General features: G+C 60.7%; 19 protein-coding genes and 1 tRNA gene. 11 read left to right on the forward strand and 9 right to left on the reverse strand.

What is annotated here, in order from left to right; all coding sequences use genetic code 11:
* The coding region (locus ACKVY0_RS21455; RefSeq protein WP_409216897.1) for a transposase at nt 1-674 on the forward strand (674 nt) is incomplete at its 5' end.
* 55 nt (nt 675-729) lie between these two features.
* On the opposite strand, the gene ACKVY0_RS21460 is transcribed toward ACKVY0_RS21455, so the two are convergent.
* Nucleotides 730-1,242, reverse strand: a complete 513-nt coding sequence (locus ACKVY0_RS21460) for a hypothetical protein (RefSeq protein WP_409216898.1) — start codon at nt 1,240-1,242, stop codon at nt 730-732.
* Nucleotides 1,243-1,565: 323 nt separating this feature from the next.
* Here ACKVY0_RS21460 and ACKVY0_RS21465 point away from each other — a divergent pair, with 323 nt between their 5' ends.
* Both ACKVY0_RS21465 and ptsP read left to right on the forward strand, forming a co-directional pair.
* Nucleotides 1,566-2,420: a tetratricopeptide repeat protein gene (locus tag ACKVY0_RS21465; RefSeq protein WP_409216899.1), complete on the forward strand. Its 855-nt coding sequence runs from the start codon at nt 1,566-1,568 to the stop codon at nt 2,418-2,420.
* Nucleotides 2,421-2,470: 50 nt separating this feature from the next.
* Entirely contained in the window at nt 2,471-4,231 is a 1,761-nt protein-coding gene (gene ptsP, locus ACKVY0_RS21470) for a phosphoenolpyruvate--protein phosphotransferase (RefSeq protein ID WP_409216900.1), read from the forward strand.
* Nucleotides 4,232-4,246: 15 nt separating this feature from the next.
* On the opposite strand, the gene ACKVY0_RS21475 is transcribed toward ptsP, so the two are convergent.
* Complete coding sequence (locus tag ACKVY0_RS21475; protein ID WP_409216901.1) at nt 4,247-4,990, reverse strand: hypothetical protein; 744 nt, start codon at nt 4,988-4,990, stop codon at nt 4,247-4,249.
* A gap of 313 nt (nt 4,991-5,303) precedes the next feature.
* Between ACKVY0_RS21475 and ACKVY0_RS21480 the strand changes: the two genes are divergently transcribed.
* Nucleotides 5,304-5,377, forward strand: a tRNA-Gln gene (locus tag ACKVY0_RS21480).
* A 17-nt stretch (nt 5,378-5,394) separates the two neighbouring features.
* Here the strand turns inward: ACKVY0_RS21480 and ACKVY0_RS21485 are convergent.
* Together ACKVY0_RS21485 and ACKVY0_RS21490 are read right to left on the reverse strand one after the other, a co-directional pair.
* Nucleotides 5,395-7,143 (reverse strand): MbnP family protein, encoded by a 1,749-nt coding sequence (locus ACKVY0_RS21485; protein ID WP_409216902.1) that lies wholly within the window; start codon nt 7,141-7,143, stop codon nt 5,395-5,397.
* 7 nt (nt 7,144-7,150) lie between these two features.
* Complete coding sequence (locus tag ACKVY0_RS21490) at nt 7,151-9,487, reverse strand: secretin N-terminal domain-containing protein (RefSeq protein ID WP_409216903.1); 2,337 nt, start codon at nt 9,485-9,487, stop codon at nt 7,151-7,153.
* A gap of 137 nt (nt 9,488-9,624) precedes the next feature.
* Between ACKVY0_RS21490 and ACKVY0_RS21495 the strand changes: the two genes are divergently transcribed.
* The 5 genes from ACKVY0_RS21495 to ligA all read left to right on the forward strand — a co-directional run bounded on the left by ACKVY0_RS21495 (nt 9,625) and on the right by ligA (nt 14,385).
* Nucleotides 9,625-10,395: an ABC transporter ATP-binding protein gene (locus tag ACKVY0_RS21495; RefSeq protein ID WP_409216904.1), complete on the forward strand. Its 771-nt coding sequence runs from the start codon at nt 9,625-9,627 to the stop codon at nt 10,393-10,395.
* Entirely contained in the window at nt 10,392-11,705 is a 1,314-nt protein-coding gene (locus tag ACKVY0_RS21500; RefSeq protein ID WP_409216905.1) for a hypothetical protein, read from the forward strand. Before ACKVY0_RS21495 ends, ACKVY0_RS21500 begins: the two co-directional genes overlap by 4 nt.
* 41 nt (nt 11,706-11,746) lie before the next feature.
* The gene (locus ACKVY0_RS21505; protein ID WP_409216906.1) at nt 11,747-11,974 is read left to right on the forward strand and encodes a hypothetical protein; all 228 of its coding nucleotides are present in this window, start codon (nt 11,747-11,749) and stop codon (nt 11,972-11,974) included.
* On the forward strand, nt 11,971-12,186 hold the full coding sequence (locus ACKVY0_RS21510) for a type II toxin-antitoxin system HicA family toxin (RefSeq protein ID WP_409216907.1): 216 nt from the start codon (nt 11,971-11,973) through the stop codon (nt 12,184-12,186). The genes ACKVY0_RS21505 and ACKVY0_RS21510 overlap by 4 nt, the downstream gene beginning before the upstream one ends.
* 213 nt (nt 12,187-12,399) lie before the next feature.
* Entirely contained in the window at nt 12,400-14,385 is a 1,986-nt protein-coding gene (gene ligA / locus ACKVY0_RS21515) for an NAD-dependent DNA ligase LigA (protein WP_409216908.1), read from the forward strand.
* A gap of 505 nt (nt 14,386-14,890) precedes the next feature.
* Here ligA and rnhA read toward each other — a convergent pair.
* The 3 genes from rnhA to ACKVY0_RS21530 all read right to left on the reverse strand — a co-directional run bounded on the left by rnhA (nt 14,891) and on the right by ACKVY0_RS21530 (nt 16,762).
* Complete coding sequence (gene rnhA / locus ACKVY0_RS21520) at nt 14,891-15,397, reverse strand: ribonuclease HI (RefSeq protein ID WP_409216909.1); 507 nt, start codon at nt 15,395-15,397, stop codon at nt 14,891-14,893.
* Nucleotides 15,394-15,726 carry a DUF3817 domain-containing protein gene (locus ACKVY0_RS21525; RefSeq protein ID WP_409216910.1) on the reverse strand — a complete coding sequence of 111 codons (333 nt, stop codon included), beginning with the start codon at nt 15,724-15,726 and terminating at the stop codon, nt 15,394-15,396. Before ACKVY0_RS21525 ends, rnhA begins: the two co-directional genes overlap by 4 nt.
* 73 nt (nt 15,727-15,799) lie before the next feature.
* On the reverse strand, nt 15,800-16,762 hold the full coding sequence (locus tag ACKVY0_RS21530) for a 3-hydroxy-5-phosphonooxypentane-2,4-dione thiolase (protein ID WP_409216911.1): 963 nt from the start codon (nt 16,760-16,762) through the stop codon (nt 15,800-15,802).
* 117 nt (nt 16,763-16,879) lie between these two features.
* On the opposite strand from ACKVY0_RS21530, the gene ilvE reads away from it, so the two are divergent.
* On the forward strand, nt 16,880-17,767 hold the full coding sequence (gene ilvE, locus ACKVY0_RS21535) for a branched-chain-amino-acid transaminase (protein ID WP_409216912.1): 888 nt from the start codon (nt 16,880-16,882) through the stop codon (nt 17,765-17,767).
* A gap of 43 nt (nt 17,768-17,810) precedes the next feature.
* Entirely contained in the window at nt 17,811-18,641 is an 831-nt protein-coding gene (locus ACKVY0_RS21540) for a L,D-transpeptidase family protein (protein ID WP_409216913.1), read from the forward strand.
* A 3-nt stretch (nt 18,642-18,644) separates the two neighbouring features.
* Here ACKVY0_RS21540 and ACKVY0_RS21545 read toward each other — a convergent pair whose 3' ends face one another.
* Together ACKVY0_RS21545 and ACKVY0_RS21550 are read right to left on the reverse strand one after the other, a co-directional pair.
* The gene (locus ACKVY0_RS21545; protein ID WP_409216914.1) at nt 18,645-20,051 is read right to left on the reverse strand and encodes an efflux transporter outer membrane subunit; all 1,407 of its coding nucleotides are present in this window, start codon (nt 20,049-20,051) and stop codon (nt 18,645-18,647) included.
* Between the two features lie 3 nt (nt 20,052-20,054).
* Nucleotides 20,055-21,380 (reverse strand): sodium:proton antiporter, encoded by a 1,326-nt coding sequence (locus ACKVY0_RS21550; protein ID WP_409216915.1) that lies wholly within the window; start codon nt 21,378-21,380, stop codon nt 20,055-20,057.
* Nucleotides 21,381-21,388 lie beyond the last annotated feature (8 nt).

The raw sequence follows: 21,388 nt of genomic DNA on the forward strand, positions 1-21,388 counted from the left end.
TGCAGGAGAAGCTGGCGGCGATCCAGCAGCGCTTCTGCGACCTGTCGATCTATGTGAAGGAGGTGAAGGAGCGTTTTAGTCGCTGGTTCAACAAGCGACGCGGGCGCAAAGGCACGCTGTGGATGGATCGCTACAAGAGCGTGATGGTGGAGGGCAAAGGCGAGCCGCTGCACACGATGGCGGCCTACATTGACCTGAATCCCGTGCGCGCCGGGCTGGTGGCTGATCCGAAGGACTACCGCTGGTGCGGCTACGCGGAGGCGGTGAGCGGCAGTCGGCGTGCGCAGCGTGGACTGAGCAGGGTGACAGCGAAGCCGGTGGATGGTTGGGAGGCGGCAGGCGGTGCGGCGGCGTATCGCTGCCTGCTGTTCTCGAATGGCATCGAGATCAAGGACGCTCAGAATGAGAACGTGCTGCGCAGCGGTGTGTCCGTCGAGGAGGCGAGGCAAGTGCTCAAGGAGAAGGGCAAGCTGAGCGGCACCGAACTCGTGCGGTTGCGCGTGCGCTACTTCAGCGATGGCCTAGTGCTGGGGAGCAAGGCGTTCGTGGAAAGCATCTTCACCGAGCATCGCGACAAATTTGGGCCGAAGCGCAAGGATGGGGCACGAAAGGTGAGCGAGAGTGCGGGAGAAATGTTTTCATTGCGACGATTGCGCAAGGCAGCGGTGGGATGATGCGGGCAAGAAGATGAAAGGCGATGGGCAATCTCCTCCGCACGATCACCCAACCTTAGTAGGCTTTGCCACCGAAGCCGGTGCCGAACCCGGAATAGGACGATGTGGGCGTGGCCTGCATGAGCACCGAGTTCTGCCGGAACGACGAGGTCTCATTCATCATGGCTGCCGATTGATTGAGTTCGTACGCGGCTGCCTGACGCTCGGCAAGCTCTTGCTCGGCCTGCCGTTCCTCCTGCCCTTTGAGCACCGCCACTAGGATCTCGCGCTCCTTCTCACTGATCTTCCCGTGGGTGGCGGCGCGATTGATCGCCACGAGGCGCGGATGTTCTGCCGCATACTGGGTCAGGAAGTGGTCGATCTTTTGGGGGTTCCATTGGCCTTCCAAGGGCCTGCCGTTCGATTTCTCCGCGACGAGCGCCGCCTCGCCGCCCTGATGTACGACGCCCAGCTCCACCGCTCTTCTGGCATACGCTCTGGCTTCGGCCACGCTGCCCGCATGGTAATCCGCTGTGGTCTGGCACGACGAAAGCCAAACCACGTGCAGAAGAAGGATGAAGTATTTCATAGGATGGGAATCTGGAGAATGTGTGCTGCATCACAAGCCAACTTTGTGCCTCTCCGTGCCCTTTGTGGTTGATCCAAGTTCCCCAACGGATTCACCACAGAGGTCACCGAGGAACACCAAATCTGATGATTCAAGCTTACCCGGAAACGGGGGGCAGCCTGCCAGACGGGGACGGCTGAGGCATCTGCGTGGCGCTTCGCTGCCATCAGCCGGTCGAAAGGCTGGAGTGGAGTTTTGTGCCTGGAAACGAACGCGGCACTTGACGTGGTGCGGCTCTGTCCGCGAAGGTACGGCTTCCACCCCCGACCGCTCCGATTGCGATCATGCCCGAGAACTCATCCCAACCTTCAGCATCCTCTTCTGATTCTGTCATCCCAGCCGCCCGTGCGGTGGTGGAGGCGCAGCGTGCGGCGGTGAAGGAGTATCCAGGCAAGGCACCGGCGCTGGTGCGGGCTCTGCAGGCGCTGGGGGATGCACTGCGTGAAGCAGGGGACATTGCGGGCGCGGAGGCGGCGTATCGCGAGGCGCTGGAGGCGGGGGCGAAGCTGGAACTGCCGGCGGATGTGATCGCGAATGTACGCACGAACCTGGCGACGCTGCTGGACTTTAATGGCCGTGAAACTGAATCGCTGCCTTATTATGAGGAGGCGATCAGCAATCATGAGGCGCTGGGTGGTGAGAATCTTGAGGTGGCGGCGCAACTGCGCAATAACCTGGCAATGACGTACAAGTGCCTGGGCAAGTTTGCGCTGGCGGAGCAGCACTACCTGCGGGCGCTGGAGACACTGGAGAACCGGCGCGGCCGCAGTTCGGAGTCGGTGGCCTGTGTATTTAACAACTTAGGCAGCTTGTATTACGCCGCCGGGTTTCCCGATCAGGCGAAGGAGATGTTTGAGGACGGGCTGAAAATCCGCATGGAAGTGCTGGGGGCGAAGCACCGTGATGTGGCGCAGTCGTACTGCAATCTGGCCACGGCATGTCATGAACTGGCGGAGAATGCGGCGGCACAGCAGCATTTTGAAACGAGTCTCGGCATCCTGGAGACGCAACTGCCGGTGGAAGCGTCGAGCTATGAGGCCATCGGGCAGGATTACATCGCGATGCTGGAGATCATCGGCGAGAACGGGAAGGCAACGGCCTTCCAAAAGCGTCTGGAAAAGGCGCTGGCGGCGGTTTGATGTATGGTGGCGTTTGCCAAACGCCTGCTCCGCATGAAAGGTGCGTGCGGATGACGCGACCGCCTGCTCTCAAAGAAAAAATCTGGACCGGAACACCTGTTTCAACGGGGGTGGCGCATGCCGTGGTGCATGTGCTGAAGGATCACTTTGATGAACCGGACGCGGACAGCATCGCGCCCGGGATGGTGGAGGGCGAGATGGCGCGGCTGCACGCGGCGCTGGCGGTGACGAGCCAGGAGATCGAGGAACTGCAACGGGTGATGGCTGGTGAGCAAGGCAGCGCGGAGAGCGAGATCTTTGAAACGCACCTGCTGATCCTGCTGGATTCGACGATCCTGAAGCAGACGGAGAAGACGGTGCGCGAGAAGCTGGTGTGCGTGGACTGGGCCTACTATAAGCTGATGTGCAAGCACATGGATGCGCTGCGCGGATTGTCTGATGCGTATCTGCGCGAGCGCTTTCTGGACATCAAGGATGTGACGCAGCGCGTGATGCGGCATCTGCGTGGCGAGTTGATGCAGCACCCGATGTTTGACGAGCCGGTGATCGTGGTGGCGCATGATCTGACGCCGTCCGACACGGTGCAGCTTGATCGCACCAAGGTGCTGGGCTTTGCGGTGGAAACGGGCAGCGCGGTGTCGCATGCGGCGATCATCGCTCGCTCGCTGGCACTGCCGGCCGTGGTTAAACTGCACAACATCTGCGATGAACTGCACAGCGGTGACACGGTGCTGCTGGATGGCGAGGGCGGGCAGTTGATCCTCAATCCGACGGCGGAGACGCTGGCGCGTTATCGCCTGCGTGAAGAGCAGGCGGAGCGGCGTGAGGATGTCTTCCAAGAGGAGCGCCATAAGCCTGCGACCACCGTTTGCGGCCGCATGATCTGCGTGGGGGCCAATGCGGAGTTCATCGAAGAGGTGGGCATCGTACAGGACAGCGGCGCGGAGGAAGTGGGGCTGTTTCGCACAGAATTTCTGCATCTGGAGAATCCAGACGCGACAGAGGATGAACTCACGGAAGCCTACAGCCGTGTGGTGAAGGCGCTGGCACCGAAGCGCGTGGTGTTTCGGACGCTGGATCTCGGTGGCGATAAAGTGGATGAACGTCTCGCGGTGGAGCCGGAGCCGAATCCGTTCCTCGGCTGGCGCGGTATCCGCCTGTCGCTGGGCCGGCTGGATTTGTTCAAGCGCCAGCTACGCGCCCTGCTGCGTGCGGCGGCGCATGGACGCGTGGGCATCATGTTTCCGATGGTGTCCGGCGTGCAGGAGGTGGTGGATGCGAAGGCGGTGCTCAGCAATTGCGCGGATGAACTCGCCGCCGAGGGCATTGACGTGCCGGAAGAGGTTGAAGTCGGTGCGATGATTGAAATTCCCAGCGCGGCGCTGTCGGCGGATATGATCGCGGCGGAGGTCGATTTCCTGAGCCTCGGGACGAATGATTTGATTCAATACACGATTGCCGTGGACCGGCTGAACGATCGCGTGGCGGGACTCTACCAGCCCACGCATCCGGCCGTGCTGCGATTGATCGGCATGTCGGTCAAAGCAGCGCATGGTGCGGGTATCCGTATCGGCATGTGCGGCGAGATGGCGTCGGATTTGCGGCTCACGCCGCTGATGATCGGCCTGGGTTTGAATGAACTCAGCGTGGCGACGACGCAGATCGCTCGGGTAAAGCATGCGGTGCGGCGTCTCTCCGTGCTGGAATGCACGGAACTGGCTCGCACTGCCCAGACATGCACCAGCCCGACTGAGATTTTGACACTCAGCCGGGCTGTGGCAGGGCGGTGCTATCCCGAATTGTTCGAGTAGCCCGTGGTTTTGGGGTTAAGCGGCGAGCTTGGCTTTTGCTTTGCGAGCGGGCTTGGCAGGCTTGGGGGCCATCGTGGGGCGGAAGGCATCGCCAAAGAGATACTGGCGTGCGCTGTCCACCTGGCCCATGACGCGGCGGTGCCATTTGGTGTACTCTTTGCCCAAGCGTTCATCGACATCGTGTTGCTGGAGCGCGTTGTCGAGGCTCATGCGTTCGTTGCTCAGTTCCAACTGGAAGGTAATTTCCGGAATGTGCAGTTCGACGGCCTCGAACATGTCCATCACGCGGGCGGCGTAGCTGGTGTCCCAGACTTTGTCGTCCTCGTCGTAGCAACTCGTGACGAGGTGGGCGATGAGGTATTCCGCGTTGTCAGAGAAGACTTCTGCCGCCTCGATCACCGAATCAAAGCTCTCACGGTCCGCCGTGACGGGCAGCACCACGGAAACCGCGATTCCGGCCTCGTTGAGGATCTGATCCATTTCGTTGCCTTGGTAGAATTTGTTGAAAAACTCACCCAGGCCGGTCCCCACGTCCAGAATGGTCAGCGGGATAGCATCAATGGCGGCAAGAAACTCTCTCGGTGTCAGCGTGCTGGCATCGAGAGCCGTGGAACCCGGCATGGCGGGGATGTCTTCCTCGGTGAGGGAGAGGAGTTGATGGGCGACACCATACTGCTGGAGGTAGCGGTGGAAACAGAGCGCTAGGGTGCTCTTGCCGGTGCCGGGATAGTCGTTCTGGATGAGGATGAGCTTCTTCATAGTGTTATTCGCAATTTGCATGGTTATTCTGCAAATTATGGAAAACATTGCAAGAATAAATATTTTATATTTCCATAATTTCAATGATTCGTTTTCGTTCGATCTCGCCCTATCCAAGTAAATCAAGGCCAAGACGGTCACTCCACCTTCCGCTCAGACCCCTCAAAAAATTCTCCAAGACTCGTTTCGGGAGCAGTTTTACCCCTCGAAATACGCTTGGGAGTACTCGGCCGCCTTGTTTTAACTCGCGCCGAAGCTGCTCTTGCGCAGTCGAAAGGAGGCGCTACCATCCGCCCCTCAATTGAGCACCCGCTGCCTCGTGGTGTAATGGTAACACAGGAGATTTTGATTCTCTCGTTCAAGGTTCGAATCCTTGCGAGGCAACCACTCGGGATGCAGGCGATTCAGCGTGCGGCGGTGGCGGCTTCAGGGCCGGTGAAAGTTTCGTCCGTCAGGGTCTTGAGAAAGGCCACCAGATCGGCCTTTTCCTGCGCCGTGAGCTGCATCCCAGTTTCAGGATGCTTGGCAAGATTGGGATCAAGCGTAGCCGACCGGCGCACGCCGCTGTTGTAGTGCTCGACGACCTCCTCCAGCGTGGCAAAACGACCGTCATGCATGTAAGGCGCGGTGCGCGCGATGTTGCGCAGGCTTGGCGTCTTGAACTTGCCATGGTCTGCCGCGTTCTTGGTCACCGCCATGCGCCCGATGTCATCGACGGCGAGTTTTAGGCCGTTGTTGGCGAAGCTTTGGCTCGTGAACAGAGTGCCGCCATGGCAGTGGAAGCAGTCCGCGCCCCGCAGGCCGCGTTTGGGGTCAAACTCGGTCACAAAGAGCTGCAAGCCGCGCTTCTCGCTTTCGCTCAGTTCCGCCACCTTCCGTGCCGCACGGTCAAAGCGCGAGTCTTGCGAGATGAAGGTGAGCAGAAACTGCTCAAGCGCCTTGGCAATGCGCTCCGTCGTGATCTCGGCTGATCCGAAGACTTTTTCAAAAGCGACGGCGCAATCTTTGTCCGCGCTGAGTTTCGCAATGACGCTGGGCAGCGTTTCATTCATCTCATCCTTGTCTTGGATTGGCACCAGCACCTGCTCGCGCAGCGTGGCCGCACGTCCGTCCCAAAAGAAGCCCTGCTGCCAGGCAAGGTTGAACAGCGGCATAGCGTTGCGTTTGCCTACCTGCTGCTGCGCGCCGAGGCTGAAACGCCGCGCATCAGCGAAGGCGTGTGTTGGCTCGTGACACGAGGCGCAGGATTGCGTGCCGTTGATTGACAGTCGGGTGTCGTGGAAAAGCTGACGTCCCAACGCCACGCCTTCCTGCGTCAGCGGATTGTCGGCGGGTAGTTTCACCTGGGGGAAACGCTGCGTGATCGCCGGTGTCAGCGGGTGTGTGTTGGCAGGAAAGGGAACGCGTTTCTCGGCAAATACCGGGGTTTGATAGACATCGTAGCTCACGCTGCGCACGCGGAAGGCATGTTCGATGTTCCTTTTGAGTTTCGCGGCCAGCGCATCGCCCTCGCGCGAGTGCGTCGAGCTGCCGTCTTTGGCGAAATCGATTCCCGCCAGCACCTGCGTCACATCCAGTTCCAGTGCCAGCGTGAGCGGCCGCCCGCCGCGAAATGCCACCGGCAGTTCCACCGTCATCAACTGCGGCGCATTCGCGATGTGGTAGGAGAAACCGTCGTTCGCCAGGCGACCTTCGAGCGCCAGGAAGATGTAGCCGCCCAGCCAGCCCCAATGCAGGCCGTTGACCAGTGGGTTGAGCGCATGGTTCGCTGCATAACGATGCGGATCTGCCTTGTTCACCGTTTCGTCCACGCCGATGTGAAAGCGGATGGCCGTGTACTCGCCTTCTGGAATTCCAGTGCCCTCGGCAGTCATGCGCTCCGACGCCGCGCTCAAATAAGCAAACCAGTCCCGCGATTCCAGCCATGAGCCGTCCTGCTTTTTCAATGCCAGGCCGGAGAGCAGAAAATCCAGCCGTGTGACCCGTGCTGAAGCCAGTTCCACCAGCGCTTCGTTCAAGCGTAGATCGCGTTCTTTCACCCTGGGGCTCACTTCGAGCCGCAGTTCCTGGCCATGAGCCGGCAGATTGAGCAGCAGCATCCCCAAGAGCACGATGGCTCTGCGCCAGGACGTTGAATGGCTTGGTGCGCTCATCGCTGTCTTATCTTGCTGGCAGTGCTCTTGGAATGTCCTCCAGGGCAGGGCTGCCAAACTGCATGGCTTCATCAAACAGATCAGTGCGGCCCGCTTCGATGCGGTTCGGGCCGTCGAGCGGGTCGCTGGACTTGATGATGTGCGGCTGGATGAAAATGAGCAGCTCCTCACGCTTGGTTTCTTTGTTGGTGGTGCCAAAGAGGTGCTTCAAGATCGGAATGCGGCGCAGAAAGATGGTGCCGCGTTCGGTGTTGCTGACACGTTCGGTGATGAGGCCGCCAAGGACGACGGTGGCACCGTTTTTGATGGCCACCTCGGTCACCAGCTCCTGCGTGCCGATGGTGGGCACGGTGTTGCCGGAGATGGTCTGGGTGCCGACGATGTTGTCATTGATTTGCGCGATCTTGAGCGTGACCTTATCATCAGAGTTGATGAGCGGGACGACTTCGAGCTTCAGCAGCACGTCGCGATATTCCACGCTGACGCTGGTGTTGGCGACGCCTGATGAGAAACCACCATTGGAGAGAATCTGCGCGGGAACGGCGATGCGCTGGCCGGAGGAGATGACGGATTTGGCGGCGTTCTTGGCATACACGCTGGGCGTGGCGAGCACTTTGAAATCGTTGTTGCCGTCGATGAGCTTGATGTAGTTGCTCAACGAGCCGATCTGGCCGTAGAAGTTCAACTGGTTGAAGGAAAAATTGCTGAAATTCGCCGGGAACTGGATGCCGCCGTTGGTGAGCGTGCCGGTGGATGACGTGGACGATGTTGCCGCTGTGGCATCTTCGCGGCGCACGCTGAAGTCATCCAGGAGCTTGAGGAAGTCGAAGCCGTAATGGTAGTTTTTGCCGAGACTGAGCTGGCCGATGATGGCGGAGATGTAAACCTGCTGCGGCTCGATATCCATTTCCTTCAGTAGCTGGTCGATGCGGGCGATGTGCTCTGGCGAACCGTCCACGACGAGGCTGTTCGATTGTGGATCGGCGATGAGCAATGTTTTGCCCACGATCAGGGACTCCGGCGCACCAACTTCCTCCGGTGCGTCGAGACCGGTGCGGCTGCCCCCGTTTGAGCCGGTGCTCATGCCGCTGCTGCTGCCGAAGTTGTTGTTCGTGTCGTAGGCGGAATTGGAGCCGCCCTGACTGTTGTTGCGCGCATCCGTCGAGGGGGAGTTGGAGCTGGGTTTGGCGCTGCGTCGGCTGCTGCCGCTCCTGCCACCGCCGCTGGAGGCACCGCTGTCATTGCTTTGAATGTCGGTGTCCTTGGCCAGCGCATTGTAGGCCACGGGCAGGAAATCGATCACGTCCAGGTATTTGAGGCGCCGCTTGAGGAAATTGGTGCCGTCATCCTCTTTGTCGAGTTTTAGGACGAGCCCCTTGATGTAGGCGATGTCCACTGGCCGACCGATGACGAGCAGTTCGTTGGTGCGGCGATAAGGGAAGATTTTGACCTTCGCGGCGGCGGGATTGGTGTCGGAGGTGCTCGCGCCTGCAAGCACGGGTGTAGCAGGAACGCCGGGCCGTGCGGCGGGATTTGGCACAGCGATCACCGGAGCAGTCGTGCTCTTCTGCACCTTCTCCTGCTGGTCGAAAATCTCGTTCACGATCTCAGCGACGAGTTCCACATCGGAGCGCTCGAGTTTGATCATCTCATTCGCGATCTCGGCGGGCGGCACATCGACGATCTGGGCGATCTCGCAGATGCTGCGAATGGTGGCGCTGTTTTCGGTGATGATGAGCGCGGAGTCGTTCGAGATCGGCGTCATCGCACCGTAGGCGTGCAGTTTGATCACCTGTTGAAAGGCTTTCGACGCGTCATCAGCGGAGATGTGCTGGAGCGGCAGCACGAAATGGCAGATTTCCTCGCTCTGCGGCAGCTCGCGCACGGAATTATAGACCTTCAGACCATCGGCGGTGGGGCTTTTGCCGCCTGCGTGGTTGATCAGCTTCGCGGTGGTGGCGTCGATGTTGATGATCGCGTAGCCATTGAGCAGCAGCGTGGCCTCGATGAAGGCAATGGCGTCTTTTTTGGTGAGAAGCTGCGGGGAGATGATGCGGAGCTGCTCACCTTGCAGACTGGAGTCGAGGATGAGCTTTTTGCCCGTGAGCTGGGTGTAAAACGGGATGATTGCCTGGATCGGGGCGCTGGGAAAATTGACCTTGATCGTGGCACCCTCGCCGACCGGCACATAGACACCCGCATTCGCCTGTCCCGTAGGCAGAGGCAAAGTAGGCCCCAGGCTAGGGCTCTGCGCCTTCGTGGCTTGGCGCATGCCGAGAATCAAAATCACCAGCAGCACAGCGAAGCGCAGGCGGGTAGGCAGTTGAGAGGGGAAAGCAGGCATATTATTGTTATTATACTCAGTTTACTCGCTTCAGTGGTGGCGGCAAGGTTTTAGTTAATATCTATTAGATTTCATCCCCTTCGCCCGCCGCGAACCGCGCCTTGCATGCGGCATCCAGCCACGGATCATCCGGCCCCATGATCTCCATCCAGGGTCTCACCAAGCGCTTCGGTGCTCAAACTGCCGTCGATCACCTCACGCTGGAAGTCCCGCCAGGCATGATCGTGGGTCTGCTCGGGCCGAACGGGGCAGGGAAGACCACCACTCTCAAAATGGTCACGGGTATGCTTCAACCAGACTCGGGTGCGGCGCTGATCTGCGGCGTGAACGTCGTCACGCACCCCATGGAAGCGAAACGGCTGCTCGGTTTCGTCCCGGATTCAGGCGCGGTCTATGAATCCCTCACCGGTCTCGAGTTCCTGCTCATGATCGGGGCACTTTACGGCATCCACGAAGACGAAGCGCGGCCTCGCATCCGCCAGTTCCTCGATTTCTTTGAGCTGGATGAGCAAACACTCACTTCAAAGCTGCTCGGCGCTTATTCCAAAGGCATGCGGCGCAAGGTCGTCATTACCGCCGCCCTGCTGCACAATCCGCGTGTCGTGCTGCTCGACGAACCGCTCGACGGTCTCGATGCGAATGCCGCCGTCGGCTTCAAAGCCTTGCTCGAAACCCTCGCCCGTGAAGGAAAGACCATCGTGTACAGCTCCCATGTGCTCGATGTCGTCGAACGCGTGTGCAACCGCGTCGCCATCATGGCGGCGGGCAAACTGCTCGTGGAAGGCACGCCGCAGGAGCTTCAGCACCAGCACGGTGCCGACACGCTGGAGCAGCTTTTCACCCGCCTCACCGGCCTCAGCGGTCTCGAAGCACGCGCCGAGTCCTTTGCCAAAAGCATGCTGTCATGAGCGCCGCCGTCTCATCATCGCCGGAGCAGGTGCTGCGCGGCCTTTTTTGGCAGCTGTTGTTTCGTGGTCGTGCCGCGCAGCAGGCTGGTGCGCAGAAAACCCGCCGCCAGATCGGCCTCGGCATCACGCTGCTCATTTACGCGGCGGTTGGCATCATTCCCGCGATGCTGGCCTTCACAGCGGACAGCTTCGTCTTCGCCAGCGCCTTGCATGGCTTCACTTTCATGTTCGCCTCGCTCACTTTGGCCTCGAACGCCGGTACGATGCTGTTCATCAAGGAGGAGGCGGAAATTTTGCTGCACCGACCGGTCACGCCACAGCAGTTGCTGCGCGCGAAGTGCAGTGTGCTGGCCGGTTTCTCGCTGCTGCTCGCGCTGGCGCTCAATCTCGCCGGCTTCGTCACCGGTTTATGGAGCAAGGGCGCGACCTGGCGCTTTATCCCTGCTCATCTGCTCTCCACGGCGCTGCTCATGGTCTTCTCCGCCGCCTGCATCGTGCTTGTTTACAACGCCTGCCTCAAATGGTTTGGCCGCGAGCGTCTCGACAACATGATCGCCACCCTGCAGTCCCTGCTCGCCATCGTCATGATCGTCAGCGGCCAGATCGTGCCGCGTCTGCTCAATCTCGACATGATGAAGCACCTCGACCACGTCAGCGGTTGGCTGCTGGCCATGCCGCCGATGTGGTTTGGCGCTCTCGATGCGCTGATCGGCGGCACGACGCTGAATCCTGCCGTGCTTTGGCTGCCAGCAGCCATTGGCATCCTCGTCACCGTCATCTTGAGCTGGCTGGCATTTGAAAAACTCGGCAGCGCCTACGGTCAGGGCCTCATGTCGCTCAATGAATCCTCTGGCACCATCAAAGACAGCAAGAAGCCACGCGGACGCTGGCTGGCCGCGCTTGTGAAGTTGCCGCTGCTTAAATGGTGGCTGCGCGATCCCGTCGAGCGCCAGTCCTTCATCCTCACCACCGCCTACCTCGCACGAGATCGCGAGGTCAAGCTGCGGCTCTATCCCGGCATCGCCCCCATGCTCATCATGCCGCTCGTGATGATGTTTTCCGGCGGCAGCCGCGCGGGTGATTTCGACGCTTCCCTGATGATGCAGGCCTTCGCCACCTGCTTCATGGGCATCGTGCCGTTGCAGGCCATGGTTTTTCTCCATTGCTCCGAGCACTGGCGTGCCTCCGCGTTTTTTCACGTCGCCCCGCTGCCGCACTGGACGCCGTTGTTTCATGGCTCACGCAAAGCCGTGCTCGCCGTGCTCACGTTCCCCATTCTTGCGGTTCAGGCGGCCATCATGTGCGAGTAAATGAAATTGGCAGGTCTCTCTTGTTGGGTTAGTGGTCCGCCATGAACGAGGAAATCACCTTCATCGTCGAAACCTGCGATGTCAGCGGCGGCTACGTCGCTCGCTGGGATGACCCGCTCGGACGTGGCGGCATCACCACGCAGGGCGATTCCCTCAGCGAACTCCAAGAGATGGTGTCTGACGCGGTGGCAGGCTTCTTTGAGCCGGATGAAAAGCCCCGCCGCGTGAAGCTGCATTTCGCCAAGGATCCCGTGCTGCAAATGGCATGAAAGTCCCGCGTGACGTCACCGGAACGGAAGCTGTCCGTGCGTTGCGTCGGCTCGGTTTCGAGAGCATTCGCCAGACCGGCTCACACCACATCATGCGTCGTGATGATAAAACGGTCGTCGTGCCGCAGCACAAACCGATCAAGCCAGGCACTCTCCGCGGCATGCTCGATCAGGCCGGAGTGACACTCGAAGCCTTCACCGAGGCGCTTTGAAACTAGAAACAGAAATGGCGGCCTACGGAACACGCTGAACAGACGGAAAATCAGACAAAAGCTCAAGCCTGTTGCCCCACCTTTTGAGTGAGCGATGTGGAAAGCTCCTTTCCGAGTATTCCGGGTGTTCCGTAGGCCATCCATTCTCGTTTTCAGGTTGAACCATATTTTCGCGTTTCCTTGCGTCTCTTTGCGGCTAATCACATCCCCACCATGACCCACGCCGAAGCCGCCACCCGTGCCGAATTTCTCAGCGCCGAACTGCACCGCCACAACCGCCTCTACTACGTCGAGGCGAAACCGGTGATCTCGGACCAGGAATTCGACGTGCTGTTGCGTGAGTTGCAGGACATCGAGACGAAGTTTCCCGACTTGCTGACACCCGACTCGCCCACGCAACGCGTTGGCGGCGCTCCGCTCGAAGGTTTCACGCAGATCACGCACACCGTGCGCATGATGAGCCTCGACAACACTTACTCCGAGGAAGAACTCACCGCTTTCTTCACCCGGGTGCAGAAAGGCTTGGGCCGTGAGAAGATCGACTGCGTCATCGAACCGAAGGTCGATGGCGTCGCCATCACGATCCGCTACGAAAACGGTGTCTTGAAACACGGCGCGACGCGTGGCGACGGCCAAACTGGCGACGACGTCACCAACAACCTCAAAACCATCAAGCGACTGCCGCTGCGCCTGCCCAAAGACGGCCCGCAGACCTTTGAAGTGCGTGGCGAGGTCTTCATGCCGAAGGCCAACTTTGCCAAGCTCAACGAAGAGCGTGACGAAGCCGGTGAACAGCGCTTCGCGAATCCACGCAACTCCACCGCAGGCACTTTGAAGCTGCTTGATCCAAAAACCGTCGCCAAACGCCCGCTCGACATCGTCTTCTACGGACTCGTCGAAGCCAGCGACGTACAATCACAGACCGATGTGTATGCCTTGCTCGATGCGGCTGGATTGCGCAAAGCCGATCTCATCTGGCATGCCGACAGCGCCGAAGGCTTGCTCAAAGCCATCCGCGAACTCGATGAGAAGCGCAAATCACTGCCCTACGAGACCGATGGTGCCGTCATCAAGGTGAACAGCTTCGCTGACCAGCGTGAACTCGGCGTGACGAGCAAGGCTCCGCGCTGGGCCATCGCCTACAAATACCAGCCGGAGCAGGCGGAGACGAAACTGCTCGCCATCGACATCCAAGTCGGCCGCACCGGCGCTTTGACGCCCGTGGCACGTTTGGAGCCCGTCTTGATCAGCGGCAGCACCGTCAGCAACGCCACGCTGCACAACTACGAGGAGATCGAGCGCAAAGACATTCGCGTCGGCGACATTGTCGTGATCGAAAAAGCCGGTGAGATCATTCCGGCGGTCGTTACCGTCAAAAAAGAGCATCGCAAAGGCGATGAAGCCGCCGTGACCGTCCCCACGCACTGCCCCGTTTGCGGCACCGGCGTGCATCGCGATGAGGAGCAGGTCGTCATCCGCTGCCCGAATCCGCACTGCCCGGAAGTCGTGAAGCGCCGCATCGAGCACTTCGTCAGTCGCGCCGCCATGGACATCAGCGGCCTTGGCGAATCCGTCATCGCCCAGCTCGTTGAAATCAAACTCGTGCGCGATGTGGCCGATCTTTACGTGCTCAACGAGCTGCTGCTGGCCCGTCTCGAACGCGTCGGCACCAAGAGCATCGACAACTACCTCAAAGCCATCGAAGCCAGCAAGCAGCAGGACCCATGGCGGCTCGTCTTTGGCCTCGGCATCCTCCACGTCGGCGCTGGCGGTGCCCGCAAGCTCCTCGAACACTTTGGCAGCATCGACGCCATCGCTGCCGCAAGCATCGAAGACCTCACACAATGCCCCGACATCGGAGCCATCGTCGCCCCGAGCATCCACGCTTGGTTCCGCGACGAGCACAACGTCGCTCTGCTCGCCCGCCTGCGTTCAGCAGGCCTCAACTTCGCGCAACGAACCGTCACCGCCGCCTCCGACAAACTCAACGGCACCACCTGGGTCATCACCGGCACCTTGAGCGAAGACCGCGAAACCATCGCCGACACCATCCGCGCCAACGGCGGCAAAGTCAGCGGCAGCGTCAGCGGCAAAACGACCTACCTGCTCGCTGGCGAAGACGCAGGCAGCAAACTCGACAAAGCCACCAAGCTCGGCGTGAAGATTCTCACCGAAGCGGAGTTTCGGGCGATGCTGTGATCCAGAGTTTGGGCAATAGAATGGGGGCAAAGGAATGAGCCACTTGCAAAACCTCTGCCACCTCTGCCGCTTTGCCCCTCTGCGGCAAATGGCTGGTCTGTGGACTCTCGATTTATCCGCAGAGGAGCAAAGCGGCGGAGGACGCAAAGATCTTTGTTGGGAGGTTTTGCAAGTGCCTCGAATGATTGTTTTGGTGCGTGAGGGATTGGTGCGCCAACGGCGCAAAGGAGTCCAGCCCAGGGCTGAGCGAGGCTTGGCGAGCGATGCCCTGGGTCTGCCACCCATCAACGCCTTTCTCAAGGACGCGCCCCAACGGGGCGCAGGAGAAGGAGCTTTTGCCTCATGCGGACTCCAGCGACGTGGCGGTGTCTTCCTGCGCTCTTTCAGAGCGCGATCTTGATTGCCATGTGCTCGCGGCGTGACCCAGGGCGGCACTCGCCGAGGCTCGCTGGCCCTGGGCTGGATTCCTCCGGCCCGTTGGGCCGCAGAAGCCCACCGATGATTCTCACAAAAGCTGCGCTTCGGTCTCCGCCTTGAACTCCTCCAGCAGCGCCCTCAGTTGCTGGGGTGTGTGGCGGGCTTTGACGGCGGCGATGGCTTGGTTGGCGAGTTCGTCGCAGCGTTCGTTGTCGGTGTGACCGGCGTGGCCTTTGACCCAGTGCCAGTGGATTTTGTGCTGAGCGGTGACGGCGTCGAGTTCGCGCCAGAGGTCGGCGTTTTTGACGGGTTGCTTCGCGCTGGTGCGCCAGCCGTTGCGTTTCCAGCCAGCGATCCATTGGCTGATGCCCTGGCGGACGTACTGCGAGTCGGTATGGAAGTCGATCTCGCAGGGCTCTTTGAGGATGCGCAGGGCTTCGATGGCGGCCTGTAGCTCCATGCGGTTGTTGGTGGTGGCGGGAACGCCGCCTTTGAGTTCGCGAACGTGTTTGCCGTAGGCCAGCACGACGGCCCAGCCGCCGGGTCCGGGGTTGCCGTGGCAGCCGCCATCGGAATGGATGACGACTTTCTTCACGCCGGAGTCTGATGGGATTCCGCCGCCCACGCACGCATGCGGCGGTCGATGAAGAACGGCACAAACGGCAGCAGCGAGGCGATGAACACGAGCACCACACGGCTGAAAGGCCAGTTCGTGATCATGAGCACCCGCCACAACGCGAAGCAGAACACGACAAACAGGCCGCCATGCACCGAACCGGCGATTTTGACCGCCATCGGCATGCCCATGGCATATTTGAGCGGCATGGCGATGAACAGCAGCGCCAAATACGAGATGGCTTCGAGCAGGGCGACTGAGCGCAGGAAGGAGACGGGGTTTTTCATCGAGACGCGTGTTCTTTGCATTGGTTCATCGAACGATGAAAGCAAAAACTCCGACCGCCTTGCGACGACCGGAGTTTTCGAATGAGTTGAGGAATTACTTCACGCCAGAAGCCTTCAGGTCGTTGTATTTCGCGAAGCCCTGCTCGGCGCTGAGGCCGCCGTGGACGACGCCTTGGACGGCCTGCATCATGGCGATGGGGGCGTCGGACTGGAAGATGTTGCGACCCATATCGACGCCGCTGGCACCTTGAGCGATGGCGTTGGCGCACATCTGGAGGGCGTCGAGTTCCGGAAGCTTTTTGCCACCGGCGATGACGATTGGCACGGGGCAGCAGCTCGTGACGGTGTCGAATTCGGTGTCGGTGTAGTAGCATTTCACCACGTTCGCGCCGAGTTCGGCCATGATGCGTGTCGCAAGACGGAAATACTGCGGCGTGCGGGCCATCGCACGACCGACGGCGGTCACGCCCATGACGGCGATGCCGTAACGGGAAGCCGCATCGACGAGGTCGGTGAGGTTTTTCAGGCTCTGGCGCTCGTAGGCGCTGCCGATGAAGACCTGGACGGCGAGGATGCTGGCATTGAGACGGATGGCTTCTTCGATGTTGAGCGCGGTGCTTTCGTTGGAGAGCGGTTCAAAGCCGGGGCGGCCAAACTTGGCCTTCTTGCCGTCGATTTCGCCTTCCCATTCTTCCATCGGGCTGATCATCGAGGTGCCACCGGAAGCGCGGAGAGCGATGGCTTTCGTCGTTGAGGCTGGAATCACCGAACGCTGGATGCCACGGGTCAGCATGAGGCAGTCGGCATACGGGGCGAGGGGCAGGATCGTCTGATCCACACGCTCCAGGCCGGTCGTTGGGCCTTGGAAGTAGCCGTGGTCAAAGGCGAGCATCACGGTGCGGCCGTCCTTGGGGTTGAACACGCGGCTGAGGCGGTTTTTGAGGCCCCAGTCATACTGGTGGCAGCCCTTGAGGAAGAAGCCCGGGGCTTCCTGGGGGACGTGGGTGAAGAATTCTTTCTCTTTCTTGTCAGCAGCGCTGGTTTGGATGTCGGCCATGGTCGTGGGTGTTCAGGGTTCGTTTAAGGGCGCGCATGATGGGCGTGAATCAGTTCCGTGCAAGCATATTGCCAGCGCTTGCAAAACCCTCCCGCCTGTGGTTTCTACGCGCCCCTCATGTCTGCAAATCTCCTCATCTACCTCGACGGCAAACTCGTCCCTGAATCCGAGGCGAAGATCTCCGTCTTCGACCACGGCCTGCTCTATGGCGACGGGGTATTTGAAGGCATCCGCATCTACAATGGCCGCGTGTTCCGCCTCACCGAGCATTTGCACCGTCTGTATGACTGCGCCAAGGCGATCTGCCTCACCATTCCGATCCCGTTTGAGGAAATGGAGAAAGCCACGCTCGACACCGTGGCCGCGAACAACCTGCGTGATGGTTACATCCGCCTCGTCATCACGCGTGGCGTCGGTTCGCTCGGTTTGAATCCCTACCAGTGCCCGAAGGCCAGCGTCATCGTCATCGCCAGCAGCATCACGCTGTATCCGGCGGAACGTTATGAAAAAGGGCTGAACCTCATCACCTGTGGCACCCGCAGGCCGAATTCCGCCGCGCTCAGCCCGCAGGTGAAGAGCCTGAACTACCTCAACAACATCATGGCGAAGATCGAGTGCCTCCAGGCCGGTTGTGATGAAGGTATCATGCTCAACGACCAGGGCTTCGTCTCCGAATGCACCGGCGACAATGTTTTCATCGTCAAGAACGGCAAAGTCAGCACGCCGCCGATCTCTTCCGGTGCGCTCGATGGCATCACGCGTCGCGCCGTCATGGAAATCCTCGCGGAGATGGGCAAGCCCTGCACCGAGGCCGTCATGACGCGCTTCGACATCTACACCGCCGATGAATGCTTCCTCACCGGCACCGCTGCGGAAGTGATTCCCGCCGTGCAATACGACCGCCGCTCGATCGGTGACGGTCTGCCTGGCCAGCTCACGCAGGAACTGACGAAGCGCTTCAAGGCGCTGGCCAATAGCACGGGCACGCCGGTGGTGTATGCCTGATTAGTTCTGGAATCATGGCACGCCGCGTGCATCCTATCTCCGCATGAATTCAGCGCCATCATTCACTCGGCAATGGGCCCTTTTGCTGGCTTTGGTTTTTTCGTTGAGTGGTTCCAGTTGCAGCACCCCGCCGGAGCCTGTTGCGGACAATCCACTCAACAGCCGCGCCTGGTGGCGAGGAGATGGGGTGCAGGGCAAGTCCACGATCGTCATCAATCTGAGCACGCAACGCTTGCAGTATTACAAAGGCGGGCAGCTCGTCGGAGTCTCGCCGATTTCATCAGGGCGCGAGAGCAATGGCACGGTGACTGGCACGTATCGCATTATTGAAAAGGACATGGATCATCGCTCCTCGCTCTTTGGTGCGTACGCGGACAAGGCGGGCAATCTGGTGCAGGAGGACGTGGACACCCGCACCGATGCGCTGCCGAATGGCGCGAAGTTCATCGGTGCCAGCATGCGTTACTTCATGCGCATTGTCGGCGGCATCGGCATGCACGAGGGCTATCTGCCCGGTTACCCGGCCTCGCACGGCTGTATCCGTCTGCCCACCAAGATGGCCGCCATTTTCTTCAGAGAGACGCCGGAGGGGACGCCCGTCCAGATCATTGGCGAAGGCTCGCTGGCAGCGAACGAGTCCGCCATTCCGGTGGGCGTGGAAGAAATCGTCGATGTTCCTGCGGTGAAAACCGCGACTCGTGCCGCCGCGAAGATCGAATCCAGCCCCGCCGCGCAGGTGGCTGCCAGCAAGGTGCCCGAACAACTCACCGTGCGTCGCGCCATCGTACAGGGCCCCAAATCGGCTGGTTTCGGCTCCATGTTCAACTGGTTCCGTAAACCGCCGCCAGGAACCACGATTTATCTGAGCCAGTAGTCTTCAAAACTCGCCGCCGAGCGCGAGATGCAGGGCCGCGCGATTGCGCAGACGCTGCGCTTTGACGCTGGTGAGCGTGCTGCGGGCGTCAAAGGCACGCTGGCGTGTGTCGAGCAGCGTTAAAACCTCGCTCAGGCCTTTCTCATACTGGCTGAGGGCCAGTTGTTCAGCGCGTTCGGCCTCGTCGGCGGCGCGTTCGAGCGCGGACTCTTGCTGGAGCAGGAATTGCTCAGCAGCGAGGGCGGTTTCGACCTCGCGGAAGGCTGTGAGCACGCTGGCGGAGTAGGTTTGCAGGATCTCTTGGTAGCGTCCGCGCTGGAGATCCACGCCGGCCTTCAACAAACCGCCCTGGAACAAGGTCTGGCCGACCTGCGTGCCGAGGTTCCAGATGGCCGATTCGGGACGGATCAGTTGCTCGATTTCCTGTGAGGTGCGGCCCGCCGAGCCGGTGAGCCGGATGCTGGGTAGCATGGCTTTCTTGGCGGCGCTCTCGCTGGCGAGCGCGGCGGTCAGGCGGCGTTCGGCGGCGCGCAGGTCAGGGCGGCGCAGCAGCATTGCCGAGGGCAGTCCGGCGGGAATGCCGCGTTTGAGCGAGGGCAGGGAACCGATGCCGCGCTCAGCGCCCGCCGGATAACCGCCGAGCAGGGTTTCGAGCGTGCGGCGGGTTTGATCGGCCGTGGCTCGGCGCTGCTGCACGGTGGCTTCGGCGCGCGCGAAATCGGCGCGGCTCAGGCTGACATCGAGCGCGGCACGTTCGGGATCGATGCCGCGGTCCAACTGCCGTTCGAGGATGCCAAGCTGGACCTTGCGCGTGGCGACGTTGCTTTGCGCGAGCGCGAGCAGGACTTCGGCTTCGGCCAGTGTCACGGCGGTCTGCACCGTGGTCGCGGCGAGCGAAAGACGCGCTGCGTGCCAATCCTCCTCGGCGGCTGCGGAACCGGCCTTGGCGGCGCGGCGGGTATCGGCCACGCGGCCCCAGAAGTCGATCTCCCAGCTCATGTTCAGCCAGTTGCCGGTGAAGCGGTTGGCGATCCGGTTGTTGCCGGGGAAGCGCAGGTCGCCGGGGCTTTGGGTGCGGTTGCCGGAACCGGTGGAGGTCAAGGCCGGGAACAGGCCTGCGCCGGCCTGCATCGTTTGCGCACGCGCCTGCTCGACGCGGGCGGCGGTAGCCTTGAGGCTGGGATTGCCGGTGATGGCCTGCTGCACGAGTGCAGACAGCTTGGAACTGCCAAATTCACCGAGCCAGCCGGTGGCGGCGTGCTTGGGGATGCCTGGCAGCGCGGCCCACTTCTCTGGCGCGGTGCCATGCAGCGCCGCGAGGTCGGTCTTGAGGCGCTTGCTGCCCAGCGGCGGAAAAAACGCGCATTGGGCGAGCAGCAGCAGCGCTGCGCTGGAAAGGAGGAGGCGCATGCGTCAATGAGAGTCGTGAACCATCAGCCAGCCGACGATGATGAGGATCGGCAGCAGGATCGGGATGGAGAAATAAACCATGTAGGCGACGAAGGACGGCGCATGCACCTTGGATTTGTCGGCGATGGACTTGACCATGAAGTTGGGGCCGTTGCCGATGTAGCTGCCCGCACCGAAAAACACCGCGCCTAACGAGATGGCGATGAGGTGCGGCGCATGCTCCGCTGCAAATTTCACCACGTCTGCCGTTGAATCGACCGAGAGATGCTCATGACCCATCGCCGCAGCGAGGAAGGACAGGTAGGTCGGGGCGTTGTCGAGAAAGGCGGAGAGCGCGCCGGTGGAGAAATAGTACTGCAGCGGCGAAGTGAGCTGCACCGCCTCGCCGCTTTGCAGGATTTGCAGCGCCGGAATCATGGTCAGGAAGATACCGGCAAACAAATAGCCCACTTCCTTCACCGGGCCGAAGTTGAAGTCGTTCGCCTCATGCACTTCGCGTTTCGTCATGAAGTAGGAGGCTGCCGCAGCGGCGAACATGACGAGTGCGGGGATCGAGAACACACCGAGCACGGTGGTTTCCTGAAGGTGCTTCGGCAGGAACACCGCGCCGAGCACGACGCCGAGCCAGAGCACGTTCAGCAGGCCGCGGAAGAACCAGTCTTCATGCGCGGTTTCCAGTTCACGCACTTCTTCCGGTGCGCGGCGGAAGTTGACGGCGTCGAAGACATAAAACACCGCCAGCAGCAGCCCAACGGCCAGCGCCCAGGCCTGCCAGCAGTGCGCCAGCACCCAGAAGAACGGCACGCCGCGCAGAAAGCCCAGGAACAGCGGCGGATCACCGATGGGTGTGAGCGCGCCGCCGCAGTTGCTGATGATGAAGATGAAGAAGACGATGTGAAAGCCGGTGATGCGATACTTGTTCATTTTGATCCAGGGCCGGATCATCAACATCGACGCGCCGGTGGTGCCGATGACGTTGGCGAGCACGGCACCGATCAGGAGAAACGCCGTGTTCACCAGCGGTGTCGCCTGGCCCTTCACGCGGATGTTGATGCCGCCGGAAATGACGAACAACGACCCCACCAGCGCCATGAAACTGACATACTCATGTGCCGCGTGATGCAGCGGATGCCAGTCTTGTTGCACGAACACATAATACGCCGCTGTGACGAGGCCAAGGCTGATGGCGACCTTCGGATAATGATGCTCCCAGAAGTGCGCGGCAAACAGCGGCATCAGCGCGATGCACAGCAGCAGGAGGACGAAGGGAGCGATCATTCCGGCGGGTGGAAGCGCGGCGTGGGCGGATGATGCGGCAAGGATCAGCATGGAGGCGC

Origin of the sequence: Prosthecobacter sp. (assembly GCF_046154365.1) — a bacterium.
In the GTDB taxonomy this organism is placed as follows: Bacteria; Verrucomicrobiota; Verrucomicrobiia; order Verrucomicrobiales; family Verrucomicrobiaceae; genus Prosthecobacter.

What these genes read in the sequence shown, in the direction of transcription:
- ACKVY0_RS21460 (WP_409216898.1), bottom strand. Translation starts at nt 1,242, where the DNA reads ATGAAATACTTCATCCTTCTTCTGCACGTGGTTTGGCTTTCGTCGTGC.
- ACKVY0_RS21465 (WP_409216899.1), top strand. Translation starts at nt 1,566, where the DNA reads ATGCCCGAGAACTCATCCCAACCTTCAGCATCCTCTTCTGATTCTGTC.
- ptsP (WP_409216900.1), top strand. Translation starts at nt 2,471, where the DNA reads ATGACGCGACCGCCTGCTCTCAAAGAAAAAATCTGGACCGGAACACCT.
- ACKVY0_RS21475 (WP_409216901.1), bottom strand. Translation starts at nt 4,990, where the DNA reads ATGAAGAAGCTCATCCTCATCCAGAACGACTATCCCGGCACCGGCAAG.
- ACKVY0_RS21485 (WP_409216902.1), bottom strand. Translation starts at nt 7,143, where the DNA reads ATGAGCGCACCAAGCCATTCAACGTCCTGGCGCAGAGCCATCGTGCTC.
- ACKVY0_RS21490 (WP_409216903.1), bottom strand. Translation starts at nt 9,487, where the DNA reads ATGCCTGCTTTCCCCTCTCAACTGCCTACCCGCCTGCGCTTCGCTGTG.
- ACKVY0_RS21495 (WP_409216904.1), top strand. Translation starts at nt 9,625, where the DNA reads ATGATCTCCATCCAGGGTCTCACCAAGCGCTTCGGTGCTCAAACTGCC.
- ACKVY0_RS21500 (WP_409216905.1), top strand. Translation starts at nt 10,392, where the DNA reads ATGAGCGCCGCCGTCTCATCATCGCCGGAGCAGGTGCTGCGCGGCCTT.
- ACKVY0_RS21505 (WP_409216906.1), top strand. Translation starts at nt 11,747, where the DNA reads ATGAACGAGGAAATCACCTTCATCGTCGAAACCTGCGATGTCAGCGGC.
- ACKVY0_RS21510 (WP_409216907.1), top strand. Translation starts at nt 11,971, where the DNA reads ATGAAAGTCCCGCGTGACGTCACCGGAACGGAAGCTGTCCGTGCGTTG.
- ligA (WP_409216908.1), top strand. Translation starts at nt 12,400, where the DNA reads ATGACCCACGCCGAAGCCGCCACCCGTGCCGAATTTCTCAGCGCCGAA.
- ACKVY0_RS21525 (WP_409216910.1), bottom strand. Translation starts at nt 15,726, where the DNA reads ATGCAAAGAACACGCGTCTCGATGAAAAACCCCGTCTCCTTCCTGCGC.
- ACKVY0_RS21530 (WP_409216911.1), bottom strand. Translation starts at nt 16,762, where the DNA reads ATGGCCGACATCCAAACCAGCGCTGCTGACAAGAAAGAGAAAGAATTC.
- ilvE (WP_409216912.1), top strand. Translation starts at nt 16,880, where the DNA reads ATGTCTGCAAATCTCCTCATCTACCTCGACGGCAAACTCGTCCCTGAA.
- ACKVY0_RS21540 (WP_409216913.1), top strand. Translation starts at nt 17,811, where the DNA reads ATGAATTCAGCGCCATCATTCACTCGGCAATGGGCCCTTTTGCTGGCT.
- ACKVY0_RS21545 (WP_409216914.1), bottom strand. Translation starts at nt 20,051, where the DNA reads ATGCGCCTCCTCCTTTCCAGCGCAGCGCTGCTGCTGCTCGCCCAATGC.
- ACKVY0_RS21550 (WP_409216915.1), bottom strand. Translation starts at nt 21,380, where the DNA reads ATGCTGATCCTTGCCGCATCATCCGCCCACGCCGCGCTTCCACCCGCC.